We start from the raw sequence: 16,620 nt of genomic DNA, 5'->3' as shown, positions 1-16,620 counted from the left end.
TGTCTGCCCACCACTCGCTAACTCCAACCGATCGAACCCAACTCGTGACCCGCAAGTCTCAGCCGCCGCTCTTGGAAGTCATCGACTCCGGCGACGTGCGCGACTATCCCTGGCTGGCGACAATCGTCGAAACCGGCTTCATCTTTCTGATTTTTTTCCTCATCGCCGGGTCACCGCCTCCTGGTGTGGGTGAATCCCACTACCTCGCCAAAGCGAAGAACTATTGGGATCCCAGTTGGTGCAGCGGTGATCTCTTTCTGGAATCGGCCGACGCTCACCTGACATTCTGCTGGGTGTTTGGTTGGGTGACGAAGTTCTGCTCGCTGGAGGCCACCGCTTGGATCGGCCGCGCAATCACTTGGCTGATGCTCGCCGCTGCCTGGCAGCGATTGAGTGTGGCGCTGGTTCCTCACCGGTTAATGTCTATTTTGAGCGCCGGCCTGATGCTCATTTTTCTGCGCTGGTTTCATATGGCTGGCGAGTGGATGGTCGGCGGCGTTGAGGCCAAGAGCTTTGCCTATGCCTTCTTTCTGCTTGCACTCGAATGCCTAGTGCGAAGAAGATGGACCGGAGCGTGGCTTTGGATGGGAACTGCCGCCGCGTTTCACGTGTTGATTGGCGGCTGGGGCTGCGTGGTGATTGGCGGCGTCTGGCTGATCGAGCGAAATGCGGCAGGCTCGCCGTCGCTCTGGCGCATGTTGCCCGCGATTATCGGCGGTTTCGTCCTTTCGCTGCCGGGCTTGATTCCCGCGATCATGCTCAATCGTGGCGTCGACCCCGAGATTGCCCGCGAAGCAACCACCGCTTACGTCTTCGAGCGGTTGCCGCATCACCTGGTCTTTCATCGCTTCGATCACTTCTTCATGGCCCGGCAACTGTTGCTGCTCATCACTTGGGCGCGGCTGGCCTGGATTCAGCGTCACGATAGTCGCCTGCGAGCCTTGCATCTGTTTATTCTGGGCACCGTGCTCATGGGTGTATGCGGAGCCATCATCGACCAGGCACTTCTTTACCAGCGAGAATTAGCCGCGCGGTTGCTCCGCTACTATTGGTTCCGCCTTAGCGACACCATGCTGGCGATTGGCATTGCGATTCCGTTCTTACATGAGTTGGCGCGGCGCAAAGAATCGCGACCGGTCATCTATGCTGCGTTTCTCACGCTGAGCTTAATCTGCGTCGGCATCGACGTTTCCTACACCGTTTGGCAACGCAACGAAGAGCGACTGCCTGGCGCTTTTCTGCAGCCTAAGCCCACGCAAGTTGCACCGACCGACGACGCGCAGCCTGCACCACAAAAGCCCGCGCTTTCGCCTAAGCAAATGTTCGCCGAGTGGCAGAAGGCCTGCGACTGGATCGAACGCAACACGCCACGCCAAGCGTGCTTTTTGACACCTCGCCGGCAACAAACATTTCACTGGTACGCACAGCGACCCGAGGTGGTGAACTGGAAGGACGTGCCGCAAGATGCAGCAGGCTTGATGCAGTGGAAACAAGCGATGGAAGAGATCTATCCACGCTCGACGTTCACTCGCGACCTCGCCGCGCACAGCGATGCAGAATTGATTGCTCTCGCACGCAAGTACGGAGCGACGTACATCCTGCTCGATCGCACTCGTGCGCATCGCTCGCTCGGATTCCCGCGACTCTATCCGCACGCGCGCGGTCAGAATGCGGCGTACGAAGTGTATCTGCTGCCGCCAGATACCAAGGCGGCCGAGGGAGCAGCACCATGAGCCGATCGGAAACTTCGCCGCTCCAGATGCAGCCCGATCCGTTGGCGGATTACCTCGCCGGACGCATTGCCCGGGGACTGCCCGGTCGCAAGAGCCAAACGCCGGTTGCGCCGCAATTATCGTTCGGGCGACACTTTGGTCCGCCCGCGCGCGAATCACGCGAAGCCGCGGTGCTCTTATTGCTCTATGCCAAGAGCGATGGCTGGTATGTGCCGGCTATCCTGCGTCCCTCGCATATGAAAACCCATGCAGGTCAGGTGGGCATGCCAGGCGGCATGATCGAAGCGGGCGAGTCGAGTCAGCAATCGGCCCTGCGCGAGTACGAAGAAGAGCTTGGCGGCTCGCGCGCCGGCATTCGCGTCCTCGGCGAACTCTCGCCGCTATTCGTCTTCGTCAGCAACGTGCTGGTGCGTCCTCACTTGGCCCTTTGCCTCGACCCGCCAGAATGGCATCCGAACCCCGCTGAAGTGGCCGAAGTGATTGAGGTCCCTATTGCGAAACTGGCTGACCCAGCAACGCGGGGCACGCACGTAATCGAACGCCACGGCCTCAACTTCACTGTCCCGCATTACCAAATCGGCAATCGCCGCATCTGGGGCGCTACCTGCATGATGCTCGCCGAACTGGCTGCCCTCTTCGACCCTCGCTAATCGCAGTTACGGCCAAGGGCACCAAAAATTGGTGAGGCCGAAGTCACCGAACATTTCTGGATGCAGAAGCTGAGCGAGGAGTTCGAGCGACTCAATCAACCGCGGACCGCTGCGGTTGAGCAGCGCGTTACCATCAATGGCGAAGACGCGGCCGGAGCGAACTGCCGCGAGTTGGGCCCAGCCTGGGATGCTCGCAAGTTGTTCGGCTTCCTTCAGGGTACGGGGAAGATCAAAGCCGCAAGGGGCAATCAGAATGACTTGCGGATCGAAGGCTGCCACTTCGTCCCACGTGGCATACCGGCTGTGCTGGCCAGCTGTGGCAAGCCCGCTTTCGCCACCCGCGAGGGAGATGAGTTCCGGCGTCCAATTGCCGGCTGGCATCAGCGGAGCAATCCACTCGATGCACAACACGCGCGGGCGATCTTCACTGCCCAGGGTTTTGGTGCGTGAGGTAACGGCCGAAATCCGACGGCGATATTCACCAATGAGTGCTGCCGCTTGTGTCGTGGCCCCTACGGCATGACCAACTCGCTGGATGTCGCACAGGACATCATCGAGCGAGAGAGGATTGAGTGGCACGACGCGCGCGTGACGCAATTCCGGAAAGTCTTCCTTCAGCCTCAAAACATCGGCGAGGCGAATGGCACAAACGTCGCACTGGGCCTGCGTAATGAGGCAATCGGGGCGAAGCTCGCGCAGCAAAGTTACGTCGAGCTCATACAAGGGCTCGCCACTGGCCAGCAGGTGTTTCACTTGGGCATCGATGGCGTCGCTGGTTTGACGACTATCGATGCGCGAGCGAGTGGCTTGTGGCAACTGTAAGGCAGCGGCAGGCCAGTCACATTCGTGACTGACCGCGAGAACTTGATCTCCTCGCCCCAGCGCGAAGAGCATTTCCGTGGCGCTCGAGAGGAGAGAGACAATTCGCATCTTGGCTGAAGACTACTTCTTGTCGGTCGTCTTGGTCTCGCCTTCCGAATCCTTCTTGGTCGGTTCATCGACAGCTGCAGGCTTTTTCTCTTCTTCCTTCTTCTCGTCAGCCTTCTTTTCTTCTGCCTTGGGCTCCTCGGTCTTCTTTTCGTCCGGCTTTTTCTCTTCAGCCTTAGGCTCATCCTTGGCTGGTTCTTCCTTCTTTGGATCCTCTTTCTTATCCTCGGGCTTCTTCTCTTCTGGCTTCTTCGGAGTTTCCGCGCTGCCATCGCTGACCAGCTTGGCGAGGTCGCGCAGCTTGCGACCACGCGTGTGCTTATCGAGCATGTCGTTCAGCACGAAGTCGGCGGGGAAGGGCTTATCGAGCTGCGAGAGCAAGTCGCGATAGCGTTCGATCGACTCAACGAGTTCTTCCGCTTCGGGATTGGCCATCAAATCGGGGAAATCCTTGAAGATCTCGGCGAACGAGACCCAGGCTTCTTCGTACTGCTTTTGTACTTCGGTAAAGCCTTGTCCCAATTCCAACTTGCGGTCGGCATCGAACACCTTGGCTCGCGCGGCCAACATGCGAGGCTGACGTTCGGCCTTACAGCGTTCGCGCCAGTATTCGAAGTTGACGATGCCGCGATAGATCTTGATGTACTGTGCCAGCTTCGCTTCGGCCTCGAGTTGATCGACCAACTGCAGAGCACGAATTCGTTCGGGGCCGGTGACCGTACGGGCGATATCCAGATTGTTGGGGAAGATGTGCGACAGGACGACACTCAAGTTCATCCGATCTTCTTCGGTGAGTTGATCGAGGGGCTTCTCGAACGCGGTTCGCACTTCTGCAGGCTGGGCCTTTACCAGATCAGCAGAGGTAGCCGCCTTCCGTTCGTTGTACAGCTTGTCACGCGCACCGGGCGCCAGCTTGTCGAGTTCTTCGGTGAACTGCTTCATTCGCTGGGCAACTTCTTCCCCTTCGTTGAGGCGAATATCGAAGCCGGCCGAAGTGGGAATCAAGCGATTGCCATAGACGAGTTTGACTTCTTTAAGAGCCGACGGATCGAGGTCGCCGCCGTACCACATTTCGGCGGCACTTTCCCAGGCAACCTTGGCGCGATCGCCGAAGTGGCCATCTTTTTCGATCGCGGCGGCACCGTTAATGAGCGACATCGGAGCACCGCTATAGAACAGCAGCGGGGTCTTGCCACGAATTGGCCGGCCGGAGTTCACGGCGGCGTCCATCGCGCGGTCGTACCACAGCTTGGCAACCAGCCAGTTATCGGGCTTGCCGTCGAAGCCTTTGGCCGCGTACTGATCGACATCGACGCCGGCATTCAAAAATTGCTTGTGAAACTCTTTGTCATCGCGGAACATGCGACGGAACTGCTTGGCTTCGTCCGAGCGGCCGATCTTCTGCCCGGTGAACCAACCAACCTGATTGAGCAGGCCGGGCTCATCGCGATTGTATTCGGTCCCTTGAATCAAGAAGCCGATACCGTTCTTCACCCACTGGTAACGATAGCGGTAGTCGTCGAACTCGACCGAGACGTTGTAGGAAAGGTTGTGAGCTTGAAAATCCCAAACTTCGAGATCGTTGGGCTGCAGGCGAATGATCTGCTCGACCGTTGCCTCCAGCTTGTCCCAGTCTTTGATCTTCTTGTAGTGATTGGCGTATTGCCACAGCACGCTCACGGCCACCGGGCGCATGCCGAGCGTCGCCAGCTTCATGGTGGCACTCGCGGGGTCGATTTCGCCCAGTTGAGCTTGCGCCAGGCCATTCTCGGCGCGCATGCGCGCGAGTGTACCACCGGGCGTACCGACTTCGCGGACCTGGCCATTTTCATCCTTGGTGCGCGTGAGCGTGGCAGGTTCGCTCAAGCGAGACAAAGGAATGAGTAGCAGGGCGATGGCCGTGATGTAGCCAACTTTGCGAACGAGCGATTGGTTCTTATTCACGCGGCGATCTCCCGCGACTTAAGGAAGAAGTAGCCAGCAAAAGTGGCACACGCGGCATAGACCAATGCCATCGTCACCTGACGAAACATGACTGCTGGATAGATATCGATGCCATTGGCCACAAACTGGGATGAATCAAACTGGGTTAGGTCGGGCAGGAGATACGTCAGACCGTACATGAAGTACATCAGCGTGCTGTCGAAGCCCTGGATGATGTTCATGGCGATGGGATTCATTTCCATTTCGGTCGTCTGGTTCTGCTGGGTGACAAGGCGAATGATCGACTCGATCGGCCCGCCACCTTGCTCGACACCGGTCGCCACGCTGCGAGCGAAGTCGCCAAACAGGCCAAGCACCACCGCGGCATTAGTCGCCAGCAGGGCGATGGGACCGCTGAGGAACGTGCTGAACATTACACCAAAGCAAGTGACCAGCAGCATCTGCAGCCAGATGCTGAAATAGGCCTTGACGAAATTCAATTCAAAAATGCCGTCTCGGGGACGCAGATACACATCCGCCTGAGCCACACCAAAGTACTGGGAAGGTTCCGCACACTTCACAATCACTTCCAGCTCGCCATCGTCGCTGACGTAGTCGAACGGGTCGAGTTGGTAGCGAGGATCTTCTTTATTGATGAGCTTGTAATCGGACACGAATTCCTTCGAGGGAAACACAATCGGGCCGCTCTGGCGATTGCGGGCAGACTCGTCAGGGTTGCGGAGAATGATTTCTCCGAGCACGCCGCGTTCGATGTTGCCTTTATACGTACGGAAGACTTGCAGGTTGAGTTCGAGCGGCAGGCCATTGGGATAGCGTTCTTTGGTGACGCCCGTGAAGGTCCAAATCGCTCGCGACTTGGTGTTGTAGCCACCTTCGATGTAGCCGCGATAACTCCATTCGTCACCCACGCTAATGCCGCCGGTCTCGCTCGGATTGCCGTTGCGATCCAGCACTTGTAGTTTGCCATAGACGGGTGCCTTGGCTTGCAACATTCCTTCTGCCGGTCCGAGGGTGAACTTGCGATCCTTGCCGGTACCCGTCACGGTAACCGCGTGCGTGTGCCCCATCACGGGGTTAACGGTTGCCTTACCATCTTTGTCGATGGTGATTTCGTGCTGGTGATGGTGGACGTTGGTCGTGTCCCCTTTTTCGATCCTCGTGCCGCTGACCGAGTCTTCGTCGACCACTTGAAAGCTATCGGCGACCACTTCGTGCGTGTGTGTCAACCCGCGCAGAATGAACAAGTAGCTAACCAGGCACATCGCGATGAGCATCACTGTGCCGATGCCCATGAAGCCCACCACGCGACCGAGCACCATTTCGCTGGCTCGCACGGGTTTGGTTACCACGGTGTAGATGGTACGATTTTTGATATCGTTGGGAATGCTGAAGGTGCTGAGAAACACCGTCATCAGCAGCAACAAGTAGTTGGTCGTCGAGATCACAAAGCTCAAGTACAACCGGGCCGGGTTGCTGTTCTTCACATCAAGGAACAGGCCAGCGAACAGCAGCACAATCAAGAACAGGCCGAAGGCAATCAGCACGCGATTGCGAATTGCCTCTTGGAGCGACAGCTTGGCAATCGCCAGTGTTCGTCGCAGCGAGAAGCCCGGAGCATCTTCTCGGAAGACCGAGAGGATCGAGCGCGAAACCAGGTAAAAGGCTTCGCTGGGTCCGCGCGAGAACGAGGCAATCACGAACCAGAAAAAAGGAACGAGCAGCGCCAGGGCAAAGATGATGATCAATGCCCCAATGGCAAAGCCCCACTTATCGGGCTGTTGCCAGTTGTGGGCACTGCCCCACAACCACTCGTAATACGTGATCAGTTTGTTTTCGAAAGAAAGCATGTGTCAGTCCGCCGCAGAGTCCGCTGGAAAGTTGTCTCAGCCCGCTGATAACGGGAACAATAAGCTCGCGACGTTACGAATTCGGAGCTCGCTTACCCGGGCGAGCTTCGCTTTCGCGCACGATATTGAGGAACAACTCTTCAAGCGACAGCGTCGGTCGCTCCACGGCCAGCAACTCGGTATTGTGCCGAGCGAGAACCGCCCGCAACTCCGCTTCGCATTCGGGCGTGACATTCCGGGCTCGCAACTGCATCACGTCCTGCACGGTGAGCAGTTCATCGACGCGACCCAGTTCTTTCAACTCACCTTGATGCAGAATCGCAATCCGATCGCACACATCCTGCACGTCGGGAAGCAAGTGGCTGCTCATGACGATCGTCTTGCCCTGATCACGCAGCTTGAGGATCAGGTCCTTCATCTCGCGGGTACCGATCGGGTCGAGACCCGACGTCGGTTCGTCAAGCAGCAGCAACTCGGGGTCGTTGATTAGCGCCTGAGCGAGACCGATGCGGCGGGTCATACCCTTCGAGTATTCCCGCAGCTGACGACGGCGAGCCCAGCCGAGGCCGACCATGTTGATCAGTTCGTTGATGCGGTCCTTGCGAACCTGCGAAGGCATATTGAACAGCCGACCGTAAAAGTCGAGTGTCTCTTCGGCGTTCAAAAACTTGTAGAGATAGGACTCTTCGGGCAGGTAGCCGATCCGTTCGTTCTTGGTGACTTCGGTGGCCTCTTTGCCAAACACTAGGGCCCGGCCATTGGTGGGAAAGAGCAACCCCAGAACCAGTTTGATGGTGGTCGACTTGCCGGAGCCGTTGGGCCCGAGGAGACCGAAGATCTCACCGCGGCGAATCTCCAAATCGAGCGCGTTCAAGGCTCGTACTTTGGATCGGCCCCAAAAGTCCTTGTAGACCTTCGTAAGCGTGCGGGTCTCGATGACCACTTCGTTAGTGGTGGCAGGACGAGCCGGGGTTGCCGGCAGAGTGGCAGCTGTCATAGCAAAAGCGGGCCGAAGGATGAGCGGGAATGAAAGCGAAATCAGACGAAAAAGGAGAGTCCCGACCCCAGAGCGGGCCAGCACCGTATTCTATCAGATTTTCAGGCTCTAGCCAGCAAAACCGGTTGGCGGCAGTACTTGCGCCTGCACGACAGTACGCTTGCTAGCGGAAAAAAGTTCAAACGGAAATTGTAAAATCGTCAATCGGGTCAGAGCAGCTTTTACAAACGCAGGCCAAGCGATGGAAGTGCCGCACTGCAGAGGCCATTTCGCCAAGCCATGCCTAAGATCATAACTGCAAACCGGTTGCAGCAAAGAGCACGGCTTCAGCCCAGATCAAAAAGGCCATTCTGCGAGATTTTTCGACCAGGTTTTGGCCTCTGGCACGGCGCGTGCAATATCAGATTCCCATCGAAGACGCCCCGGCGCAGGGGAAACGATGGAACAACAGGGTTGGTGGGTTGCTTCGCCGGCCGGCGAGCAACCAGCCAACTCCCCAGCCTCAGCTCTCAAGGAGGAGATCGCATGGAACACATCCATCATCGGATGAACGACCGGTGATGACCCGCTGAATGAGATTTGACCGCGTGAGTCACCGTCCCCGGCATCTGGGTAGAACTGCCGGGCAACGAAATCACGCCGCTAACTCACAGAAAAGAATCAATCCCGCCTCAGGCCACTGGGAATTCCCGCTTCCAGTGGCCTTTTTCATTTCTTGGCAGTTTCTGCCGCCACGCGAAGCGGCTCTGCGGCTTACCGAAGCGGCGATTGACATTGACTTACCCGCTCCTGTGACCAACAATCCCAGAAGATGCCTCGGAAGTAGTGTTTCTCTATGCGTTCTATCATCACCCACATCGCGGTCTCCGCTTTTACCCTGCATATCATGCTGGGTTGTTGCTGGCACCATGCGCACGGGGCCGATGCTGAACCAGGGCACGTTCACTCCGCCCAGGCCTACGACCATGTGCACGAGCACTCGCATGGGGGCCTGTCGCACTTCCACGGCGAACGTCGTGCAGATGATGACTCCGACGAGTCGAAGCCTGCGACCCCCGAGCCTTGCTCCGATCCGCAGTGCGTGTATGTGCATGCGAGCAAATCGCCCCTGCCGCTCTGCTGCCAGGTAGCGGCGTTGCCAGTGATCGTCAGCCAGACGCTGCCGCAGCTGCCTTTGCGCATCTCGCATCGTTCTCTTGATGACCTCGGCAAATATCCGCCTCCCGTGCGCAGACACGTTGCGCTCGAGCATTTCTTGAACTGATTTCTTCCCGACGCGCGGCGCTCTTCGCCGCGATTCTGTCGTTGTTGTTCCGTTCGTTCAGTTCTTGTCGGTACACCCACGTGATTGCGCGGCTCGGTTGTTTAAGACCGCTGATCGCCCCTTCACTGCGGAGGTCTCTGCCATGGCGCAGGCTAATTCCCCAGCTCGTTCACAGGCCGATGCTACAGCTGCACAGGCACAGACGGCCAAGTCTAAGGTAACCCAGCCTCGCTGGTTGTTGGTCGTCGTCGTGCTCATTGCCGTAGGAGCCGTCGCGGCCAGTCTGCAGCAGTACTGGCTGCCGCCCGCTCGCCAATTACTCGGTCTGCCCGCCGCCAGCGAGCCGCAGCCAGAGCCGGGCGCAAAAACTGAAGCCGGTCATACAGACCACCCTCCCGATGCCAGGCCCAATGCCATCCAGCTCAGCCCGCAGGCACGCAAGAACATCGGCCTGACCGACGAGTTCATCCAGCCCGTCAAGCTGGAACCTTTCACCAAAAAGCTCTCGATTCCTGGCACTGTTGCCGAGCGTCCCGGCCGCTCGACGGTGGAGGTGACCGCGCCGCTTACGGGAGTGATCATGAAGATCTTCCCCATCGAAGGAGAAACGCTCGCCGCCGGCAGCAAGCTTTTCGAACTTCGCCTGACGCATGAAGACCTCGTGCAAACGCAGGCAGATCTGCTCGAAACGGCGGAAGAGTTGCAAGTCATCCGCACCGAGATCGCCCGCCTCGAAAAATTGGCGGAAGACGGCGCCATTCCCGGTAAGCGAATCATCGAGCAAAAGTACGAACAACAAAAGCGCGAAGCGACCCTGCGTTCCAAGCGACAAGCCCTGCGATTGCACGGCCTGACCGATGCTCAGGTGAGTGCGATCCTGGAAGATCGAGAATTGTTCCGCGACCTCACCGTCTCGGTTCCCACGGTCACCGAAGATGGAATGCAAACCCCGGAAGGGACCATCTTTCAAGTACAAAGCGTGAAGGTCGCGCAAGGCCAACAGGTCGAAGCGGGCACCACGCTCGCCACGCTGGCCGATCATGCGGAACTGTACATCGAAGGGGAAGCCTTCGAACGCGATGTGGCCGATATCAGCCGAGCTGCCGATAACCGCTCCGATGTTACCGCCGTGCTGGAGTCCGACGGCGGACAGCGCGAACTGATCAACGGGCTCAAGGTTTTGTATCTGGCCACCAAAATTGAAGAAGGAAAACGGACGCTCGACTTTTATGTGACGCTCCCCAATCGCCAGCAACGAGACTTCCGCAGCGATGAAGGTCGCCGCTTCTTTGCCTGGCACTATCGCCCCGGCCAGCGCGTACAGCTCGAAATTCCTCTGGAAACGCTGGAGAACCGGATCGTGCTGCCCATTGAGGCCATCGCCCAGGACGCAACCGAAACGTATGTCTTTTGCCCCAACGACGATTTCTTCGAACGCCGGCCCGTGCACGTCGAATATCGCGATTCTCGCCACGCGGTCATCGCCAACGACGGCGCGCTCTTTCCCGGCGACCTGGTGGCGCTGCGCGGCGCGGCGCAGCTGCAGATTGCTGTCAAAAACAAAGCGGGCGGCGCTCCCGATCCGCACGCCGGCCACAGCCACTAATTTTCTAACAACGACCCAGCCAGCGCCGCCATGCTTAACTCCATCATCAAGCTTTCCCTCCGCTATCGCGCCATCACGATCGCTCTAGCGCTCGTGCTGACGGTCTACGGCAGCTATGTGTTGTATCACTTGCCCATCGATGTTTTTCCCGATCTCAACCGTCCCCGCGTCACGGTGATGACCGAGTGCCCCGGCCTCGCGCCGGAAGAAGTCGAAACGCTCGTCACGTTTCCGCTGGAGTCGTCGCTCAACGGGGCCACCGGCGTGCAGGCAGTCCGTAGTTCGTCGGGCGTGGGCTTATCGGTAATCAACGTCGAGTTTGCCTGGGGAACCGATATCTTTGTCGATCGCCAAATCGTCGCCGAGAAAATTGCCCTCGCCGCCGAGCGCTTGCCGGATAATGTCACTCCCCAACTGGCTCCGATTTCGTCAATCATGGGTCAGGTTATCATCGTGGGTGTGACCAGCGAAGGAGGCAAAACAGATCCCATCGAACTGCGCACACTCGCCGACTGGGTCATTCGCCAACGGTTGCTCACCATTCCTGGTGTCGCACAGGTCATCACCATGGGTGGCGGCCGTAAACAGTTCCAGGTGCTCGCCAATCCCGACGAGATGCTCAAGTACGATGTCTCGCTGATGGACATCGAAAAGGCGGTTGCCAGCAGCAATGCTAATGCGACGGGCGGTTACCTGGAAAAGGGCGGTGAAGAGCTTCTGGTCCGCTCGATTGGTCGCTTACAAGATGTGCGCGAGCTCGAGAAGGTGGTGGTGAAGTCGTCGTCCGATCGGTCCATCCTGCTGAATCAGGTGGCCACCATTCGCGAAGCGGCACAGGTCAAACGTGGCGAAGCCACGGTGAACGGCAATCCAGCCGTGATGATCATCGTCTCGAAACAGCCCGGCGCAGATACCCGTCAGATCACCAGCGACGTCATGAAGGCGCTCGAAGAACTGAAGTCTTCGCTGCCGGCTGATCTGCGGATCAATCCGAATGTCTATCAGCAAAAAGAGTTCATCGACCTGAGCATTCACAACGTCATCGAAGCCTTGCGCGACGGCGGCATCTTGGTCGTTATCGTGCTGTTTCTGTTCTTGCTCAACTTTCGCACGACATTCATTACGCTCACGGCGATACCACTTTCGATTGTTGTGACTGGCCTGATCTTCAAATGGTTTGGCATGTCGATCAACACCATGACGCTCGGCGGACTGGCGGTTGCCATTGGCGAACTGGTCGACGATGCCATCGTCGATGTCGAGAACATCTATCGCCGCCTGCGCGAGAACAAACATAGCCCCAACCCGAAATCGGCGCTGCGCGTCGTTTACGAAGCGAGCAGTGAAGTTCGCAATTCAATCGTCTTCAGCACGATTCTCGTCGTGCTGGTGTTTGTGCCGCTGTTTGCTCTCGGTGGCATGGAAGGACGTCTCTTCACGCCACTGGGCATTGCCTACATCGTGTCGATTATCGCCTCGCTATTTGTGTCGCTCACGGTGACGCCGGTACTGTCGTACTGGCTGCTGCCCAATGCCAAGTTCATGGAGCATGAGGTCGATGGCTTCCTGCTGCGCTGGCTGAAGTGGATCGCCGGCTTTGCCATTCGCCTGAGCGTGGCGCATCCAGTGCCCATTCTCGCTACGGTCGCTGTGGCGGTAGTCATCAGCCTGTTCACGGTCACCCAGCTCGGCCGCGACTTTCTCCCCGCGTTTAACGAAGGCAGCGTGCAGGTGAACGTGATGTTGCCGGCCGGCACGTCGCTCAACGAATCGAATCGCATTGCCGGCATGGTGGACGAGCGCATCAAGAAGGTGAAGGGCGTTACTGCTTTTGGTCGCCGCACGGGCCGCGCGGAACTCGACGAGCACGCAGAAGGCGTGAACATGTCGGAGATCATCATCAGCTTTGATCCGCACAGCGGTCGCGATCGCGAAGAAATTCTCGCCGAACTGCGCGAAGAGCTGACGCAAGTCACCGGCGTGGTGATCGCGGTCGAACAACCGCTGCAGCATCTCATTTCGCACATGCTCTCGGGCATCAAAGCCCAGGTGGGCATCAAAATCTATGGCGAGGATTTGACGATCCTTCGCCAAGGTGCCGACGAAATGAAGGCCGCGATGGCCGACATTCCTGGCGTGAAAGACCTGATGGTCGAACAGCAAGTGGAAATCCCTCAGCAGCAAATTGTTCTCAATCGCGATCAACTGGCCCGCTATGGTCTCTCTTCCGACGATGTGAACAACTTCATCGAAACGGCACTCAACGGTCGCACTGTTTCGGAAATCGTGCTGGGTGAGCGCAAGTTTGATCTGGTCGTGCGGATCGATGAAGCCTTTCGCCAAGACAAGAACCAGTTGGAGCGACTCACGCTCAACACGCCCGATGGCAGTCGTGTGATGCTCGGCCAAATCGCACATTTCCCCGAAGTGGCCAGTGGTCCCAACACGATCAACCGCGAGAATGTCCGTCGCCGCATCATCATTCAGTGCAATACCGCCGGCCGAGACCTGCATAGCGTGGTGACCGACATTAAAGCTCGGTTGGAACCGATCAAGCAGCGACTGCCGCCAGGCTACGTGGTCGAGTACGGTGGCCAGTTCGAAAGCCAGGAGAACGCCACGCGGATGATTGGCCTGCTGAGCCTGATTTCGCTTGCGGCCATGTTTCTCGCTCTGTACACGCTCTTCGGTTCGACGAATCTGGCTTTGCAAGTTCTCTCCGCCCTGCCGATGGCCGCCATCGGCGCGGTTGCGGCGCTGGTCATCACCGGGCAGTCGCTCACGGTGGCCAGTATGGTCGGCTTCATTTCTCTCTCGGGCATTGCCTCGCGCAACGGCATTCTGCTCATCGCCCACTATCTGCATCTGGTCAAGCATGAGGGCGAAAGCTTCACGCCGCAGATGATCGAACGCGCTGGCAAGGAACGCCTGGCTCCGATGCTCATGACGGCTCTGACGGCAGGCATCGCGCTCGTGCCGCTTGTCCTCGCGGCCGGTGAACCAGGCAAAGAAATTCTGTATCCCGTTGCCACGGTCATCTTGGGTGGGCTCATCAGTTCCACCCTGCTCGACTTCTTCGTTCACCCGGCTCTCTTCTGGTGCTTTGGTCGTCGCGATGCCGAATTGCATCTGCACGACGACAAGCAAGAAGACGAACTGACCGACGAACCGCATCTACACCCAGCTCACGCTGCCCCGCCGCCAACGACAACTCACGCTTGATTTCCGTTTGCCTCTCACTTTCCTTTGGAGAAATTTATGCTGCTCCGTTTTGCTTGCTTCTTTCTGGCTCTCTCGCTCACTGTCACCCTGGGCTGTGCCAAACCGGCCGACAATGCTTCCCCACCGAAGGCGGCCGAAGCTGGCCATGAAGATCACGCGGAAGAAGGTCCCCACCACGGCCACCTGATTGAACTGGCACAAGGCGAATACCACGCCGAACTCACCCACGACGATGCCACCAAAACCATCACGGTCTACTTGCTTGGTCCCGATGCCAAGGCGCCCGTCGTGATTGCCGAGCCAGAGATCACGCTCAATCTGAAGACCGCCACGGAACCCGTTCAGGCGAAGCTCGCCGCCGCTTCGCAAGAAGGCGAAGCTGCCGGCACCTCGTCTCGTTTCACGCTCGTCGATGAGAAGGTGCTCGAATTGCTGGAAGCTCCCAAGACCTCCACCCGTCTGAACGTCACCATCGACGGCAAGGTTTATAGCGGCACGCTCGAACATCAGGACCACGGCCACGATCACAAGTAGTTTTTCGCTATCAGCCTAAACGTCCAACAACCCGCCAGGTTATTGGACAGTGGCCGATTCTTGTTTTTTGCCGGAAGCTGTTGCCGTCTCGGCACTTGGGTCTACTCGCACAACTTTCGTCACCATCCTCTTTGTCCAACAACCGCCCCAGTTGTTGGACAGGCATCCGAATTTGCTGCAGCCACCGCGTCGTCCAGAAACAACGCAACTGGCCCCGCATCGCGGCCCCACCGTGCACTACCAAACTGTAAGAGAACGTCTCGTTGTTTTTGCAGTATGGTGATTTGTTGTCAATGGTTTCGTTATCTGTTGTTTAATAAATTTTCGCGAAAATTTGCCGGCAGGTCACGTGGCCCGTTGTAACCTGCCTTGGCGCAATTGCGTTGCCGCGCGACCCAAGGTCGAGAAAAACTGAACTTCTACCGGCCGTGTGGGTGGTGCTATGTTATGGCAGCGCGGGCTGCATCTGCTGGAGCGCGCTTGCTAGCACTTGATGGGAAGGATTCCTGATGTCGCGATATGTCTGGGCTGGTCTGATGAGTCTCGTCGCGGTTTCGTTGACGCACGCTCAGGACGTGCAACCGGCGGCCTACGATGCTCGGCCCGAAAACACTGCCGCCGATGCTCCCGTCGATGTGCCCCTCGATCAACTGGGCAAGAAGTTTCGCCTGATTGGCAAACTGCGCGTGCCGCTGGGCGAGGTGGTGAAGGTGCAAGGGATTGTCGTGAACAGCCGGGCTAAGGGCTACGACAGCGGCATCAGCGTGCGTGTGTATCGTGTGAACGGAATCGCCACGCAAGAGTTCATTCAGATCAAACTGAACGACTACTACGGCCGCGACGAAATCCCGAATCTGGAACCCGGCAAAGCGTTCGAGTTCGAAGGCTTTGAAACGGGTGGCTTCGTTGGCATCCCTGCCGCCGCTTACAAGAAGGCCGGCGCGCAGCTGCAAACCACCGATCAATACTTTCTGCACGAACTGACGGTCTTCGAACAGAAAGAAATCAAGCTGCAGCCTTTCGCGCCGGCAGACTTCGTCGGCCGTGAAGCACTCATTCAAGGTCAGGCCGTCAGTGAAGGAGGCTCGGCTTACATTGCCGCAGGCAACTGGCGACTGCTGGTCGATAACGGCACACCTTGGCCCCGCGCGACCGATGGCAAAGTCGTCGAAGCTCGCGGCACCATCCTCACACTCGGCAACAAGACGGGCACCTATCGCCTCGACAAAGGTGGCAAGGGAGCCAACGCCCGCTTAGTGCAATTGAGCGATCAGGTTGGCAAGCAGGTGATTTTGCGAGGCACTGTTTCCACCAAGAACGGCACACCCACGTTCAACTATCGCGGCAGCGAAGTTCACATCGAGAACTTCGCCAAGCAGACGGCCAAAGTCGATACCCATTCACCGCTCGAAGTAACCGGCCTGCTCGAAGAAGGCCCGATCAAGGCCGGCACGCTCGACAGCCTGAACGGCGAGCAGATCATTCACCGCGGCTACTTCATCCGCAAAGCCACGCTCAAGCCGACCGATGCGATACTGGCCATTGAGCGAGCAGAGCCGGTGGAGTAGGCATGCAAAGGGGGAAGGTATGACCAGGTCCACCATTGCCGCCATCATGGTCTTCGTAGCGATTGTTCCGATCGTCTATTTGCTCGCAATTGGTCCGCTTTGCGGGCTAAATCACCGCGGTTTCTTCGGCCCTAAAGAACCGGCGGGTGAAGTGATCGCGTGGTTTTACGGGCCAGTCGATTGGGCAGTTGATGAGAATGAGTTTGCGGTCAAGACGTTGGTTGGCTACGTCGGAATTTGGCTACCTCCAGAGTCGTTCATCAACGGACCCAACGGGGAAGTATCAACGCTTTACGGTCCGTGACTACCCATCTAAAGCACCGAAACG

At 57.9% G+C, this 16,620-nt stretch carries 12 protein-coding genes; 8 read left to right on the top strand and 4 right to left on the bottom strand.

Annotation, left to right across the window (positions count from 1 at the left end):
* Positions 1-44 precede the first annotated feature (44 nt).
* The gene (locus tag NA78x_RS06590) at positions 45-1,733 is read left to right on the top strand and encodes a DUF6798 domain-containing protein (protein WP_425617638.1); all 1,689 of its coding nucleotides are present in this window, start codon (positions 45-47) and stop codon (positions 1,731-1,733) included.
* A complete protein-coding gene (locus NA78x_RS06585; RefSeq protein ID WP_425617637.1) occupies positions 1,730-2,383 on the top strand; it encodes an NUDIX hydrolase in 654 nt (217 codons plus the stop codon). The genes NA78x_RS06590 and NA78x_RS06585 overlap by 4 nt, the downstream gene beginning before the upstream one ends.
* 6 nt (positions 2,384-2,389) lie before the next feature.
* Here the strand turns inward: NA78x_RS06585 and NA78x_RS06580 are convergent, their stop codons facing one another.
* The 4 genes from NA78x_RS06580 to NA78x_RS06565 all read right to left on the bottom strand — a co-directional run bounded on the left by NA78x_RS06580 (position 2,390) and on the right by NA78x_RS06565 (position 8,098).
* A complete protein-coding gene (locus NA78x_RS06580) occupies positions 2,390-3,313 on the bottom strand; it encodes a cobalamin-binding protein (RefSeq protein WP_425617636.1) in 924 nt (307 codons plus the stop codon).
* A 12-nt stretch (positions 3,314-3,325) separates the two neighbouring features.
* Complete coding sequence (locus NA78x_RS06575) at positions 3,326-5,254, bottom strand: hypothetical protein (protein ID WP_425617635.1); 1,929 nt, start codon at positions 5,252-5,254, stop codon at positions 3,326-3,328.
* Complete coding sequence (locus tag NA78x_RS06570) at positions 5,251-7,101, bottom strand: ABC transporter permease (protein ID WP_425617634.1); 1,851 nt, start codon at positions 7,099-7,101, stop codon at positions 5,251-5,253. Before NA78x_RS06570 ends, NA78x_RS06575 begins: the two co-directional genes overlap by 4 nt.
* A gap of 73 nt (positions 7,102-7,174) precedes the next feature.
* Complete coding sequence (locus tag NA78x_RS06565) at positions 7,175-8,098, bottom strand: ABC transporter ATP-binding protein (protein ID WP_425617633.1); 924 nt, start codon at positions 8,096-8,098, stop codon at positions 7,175-7,177.
* Between the two features lie 835 nt (positions 8,099-8,933).
* Between NA78x_RS06565 and NA78x_RS06560 the strand changes: the two genes are divergently transcribed.
* From NA78x_RS06560 to NA78x_RS06535, 6 genes are all read left to right on the top strand, one after another.
* Positions 8,934-9,362, top strand: a complete 429-nt coding sequence (locus NA78x_RS06560; protein WP_425617632.1) for a hypothetical protein — start codon at positions 8,934-8,936, stop codon at positions 9,360-9,362.
* Between the two features lie 142 nt (positions 9,363-9,504).
* Positions 9,505-10,968: an efflux RND transporter periplasmic adaptor subunit gene (locus tag NA78x_RS06555; protein ID WP_425617631.1), complete on the top strand. Its 1,464-nt coding sequence runs from the start codon at positions 9,505-9,507 to the stop codon at positions 10,966-10,968.
* Between the two features lie 30 nt (positions 10,969-10,998).
* The gene (locus NA78x_RS06550) at positions 10,999-14,190 is read left to right on the top strand and encodes an efflux RND transporter permease subunit (protein ID WP_425617630.1); all 3,192 of its coding nucleotides are present in this window, start codon (positions 10,999-11,001) and stop codon (positions 14,188-14,190) included.
* A 36-nt stretch (positions 14,191-14,226) separates the two neighbouring features.
* Positions 14,227-14,724: a hypothetical protein gene (locus tag NA78x_RS06545; protein WP_425617629.1), complete on the top strand. Its 498-nt coding sequence runs from the start codon at positions 14,227-14,229 to the stop codon at positions 14,722-14,724.
* Between the two features lie 509 nt (positions 14,725-15,233).
* Positions 15,234-16,292 (top strand): hypothetical protein, encoded by a 1,059-nt coding sequence (locus tag NA78x_RS06540; protein WP_425617628.1) that lies wholly within the window; start codon positions 15,234-15,236, stop codon positions 16,290-16,292.
* Positions 16,293-16,311: 19 nt separating this feature from the next.
* Positions 16,312-16,596, top strand: a complete 285-nt coding sequence (locus NA78x_RS06535) for a hypothetical protein (RefSeq protein ID WP_425617627.1) — start codon at positions 16,312-16,314, stop codon at positions 16,594-16,596.
* Positions 16,597-16,620: the final 24 nt, after the last annotated feature.

This window comes from Anatilimnocola aquadivae, from assembly GCF_049819085.1.
In the GTDB taxonomy this organism is placed as follows: Bacteria; Planctomycetota; Planctomycetia; order Pirellulales; family Pirellulaceae; genus Anatilimnocola.
This window is presented reverse-complemented; position numbering and strand designations above follow the sequence as displayed.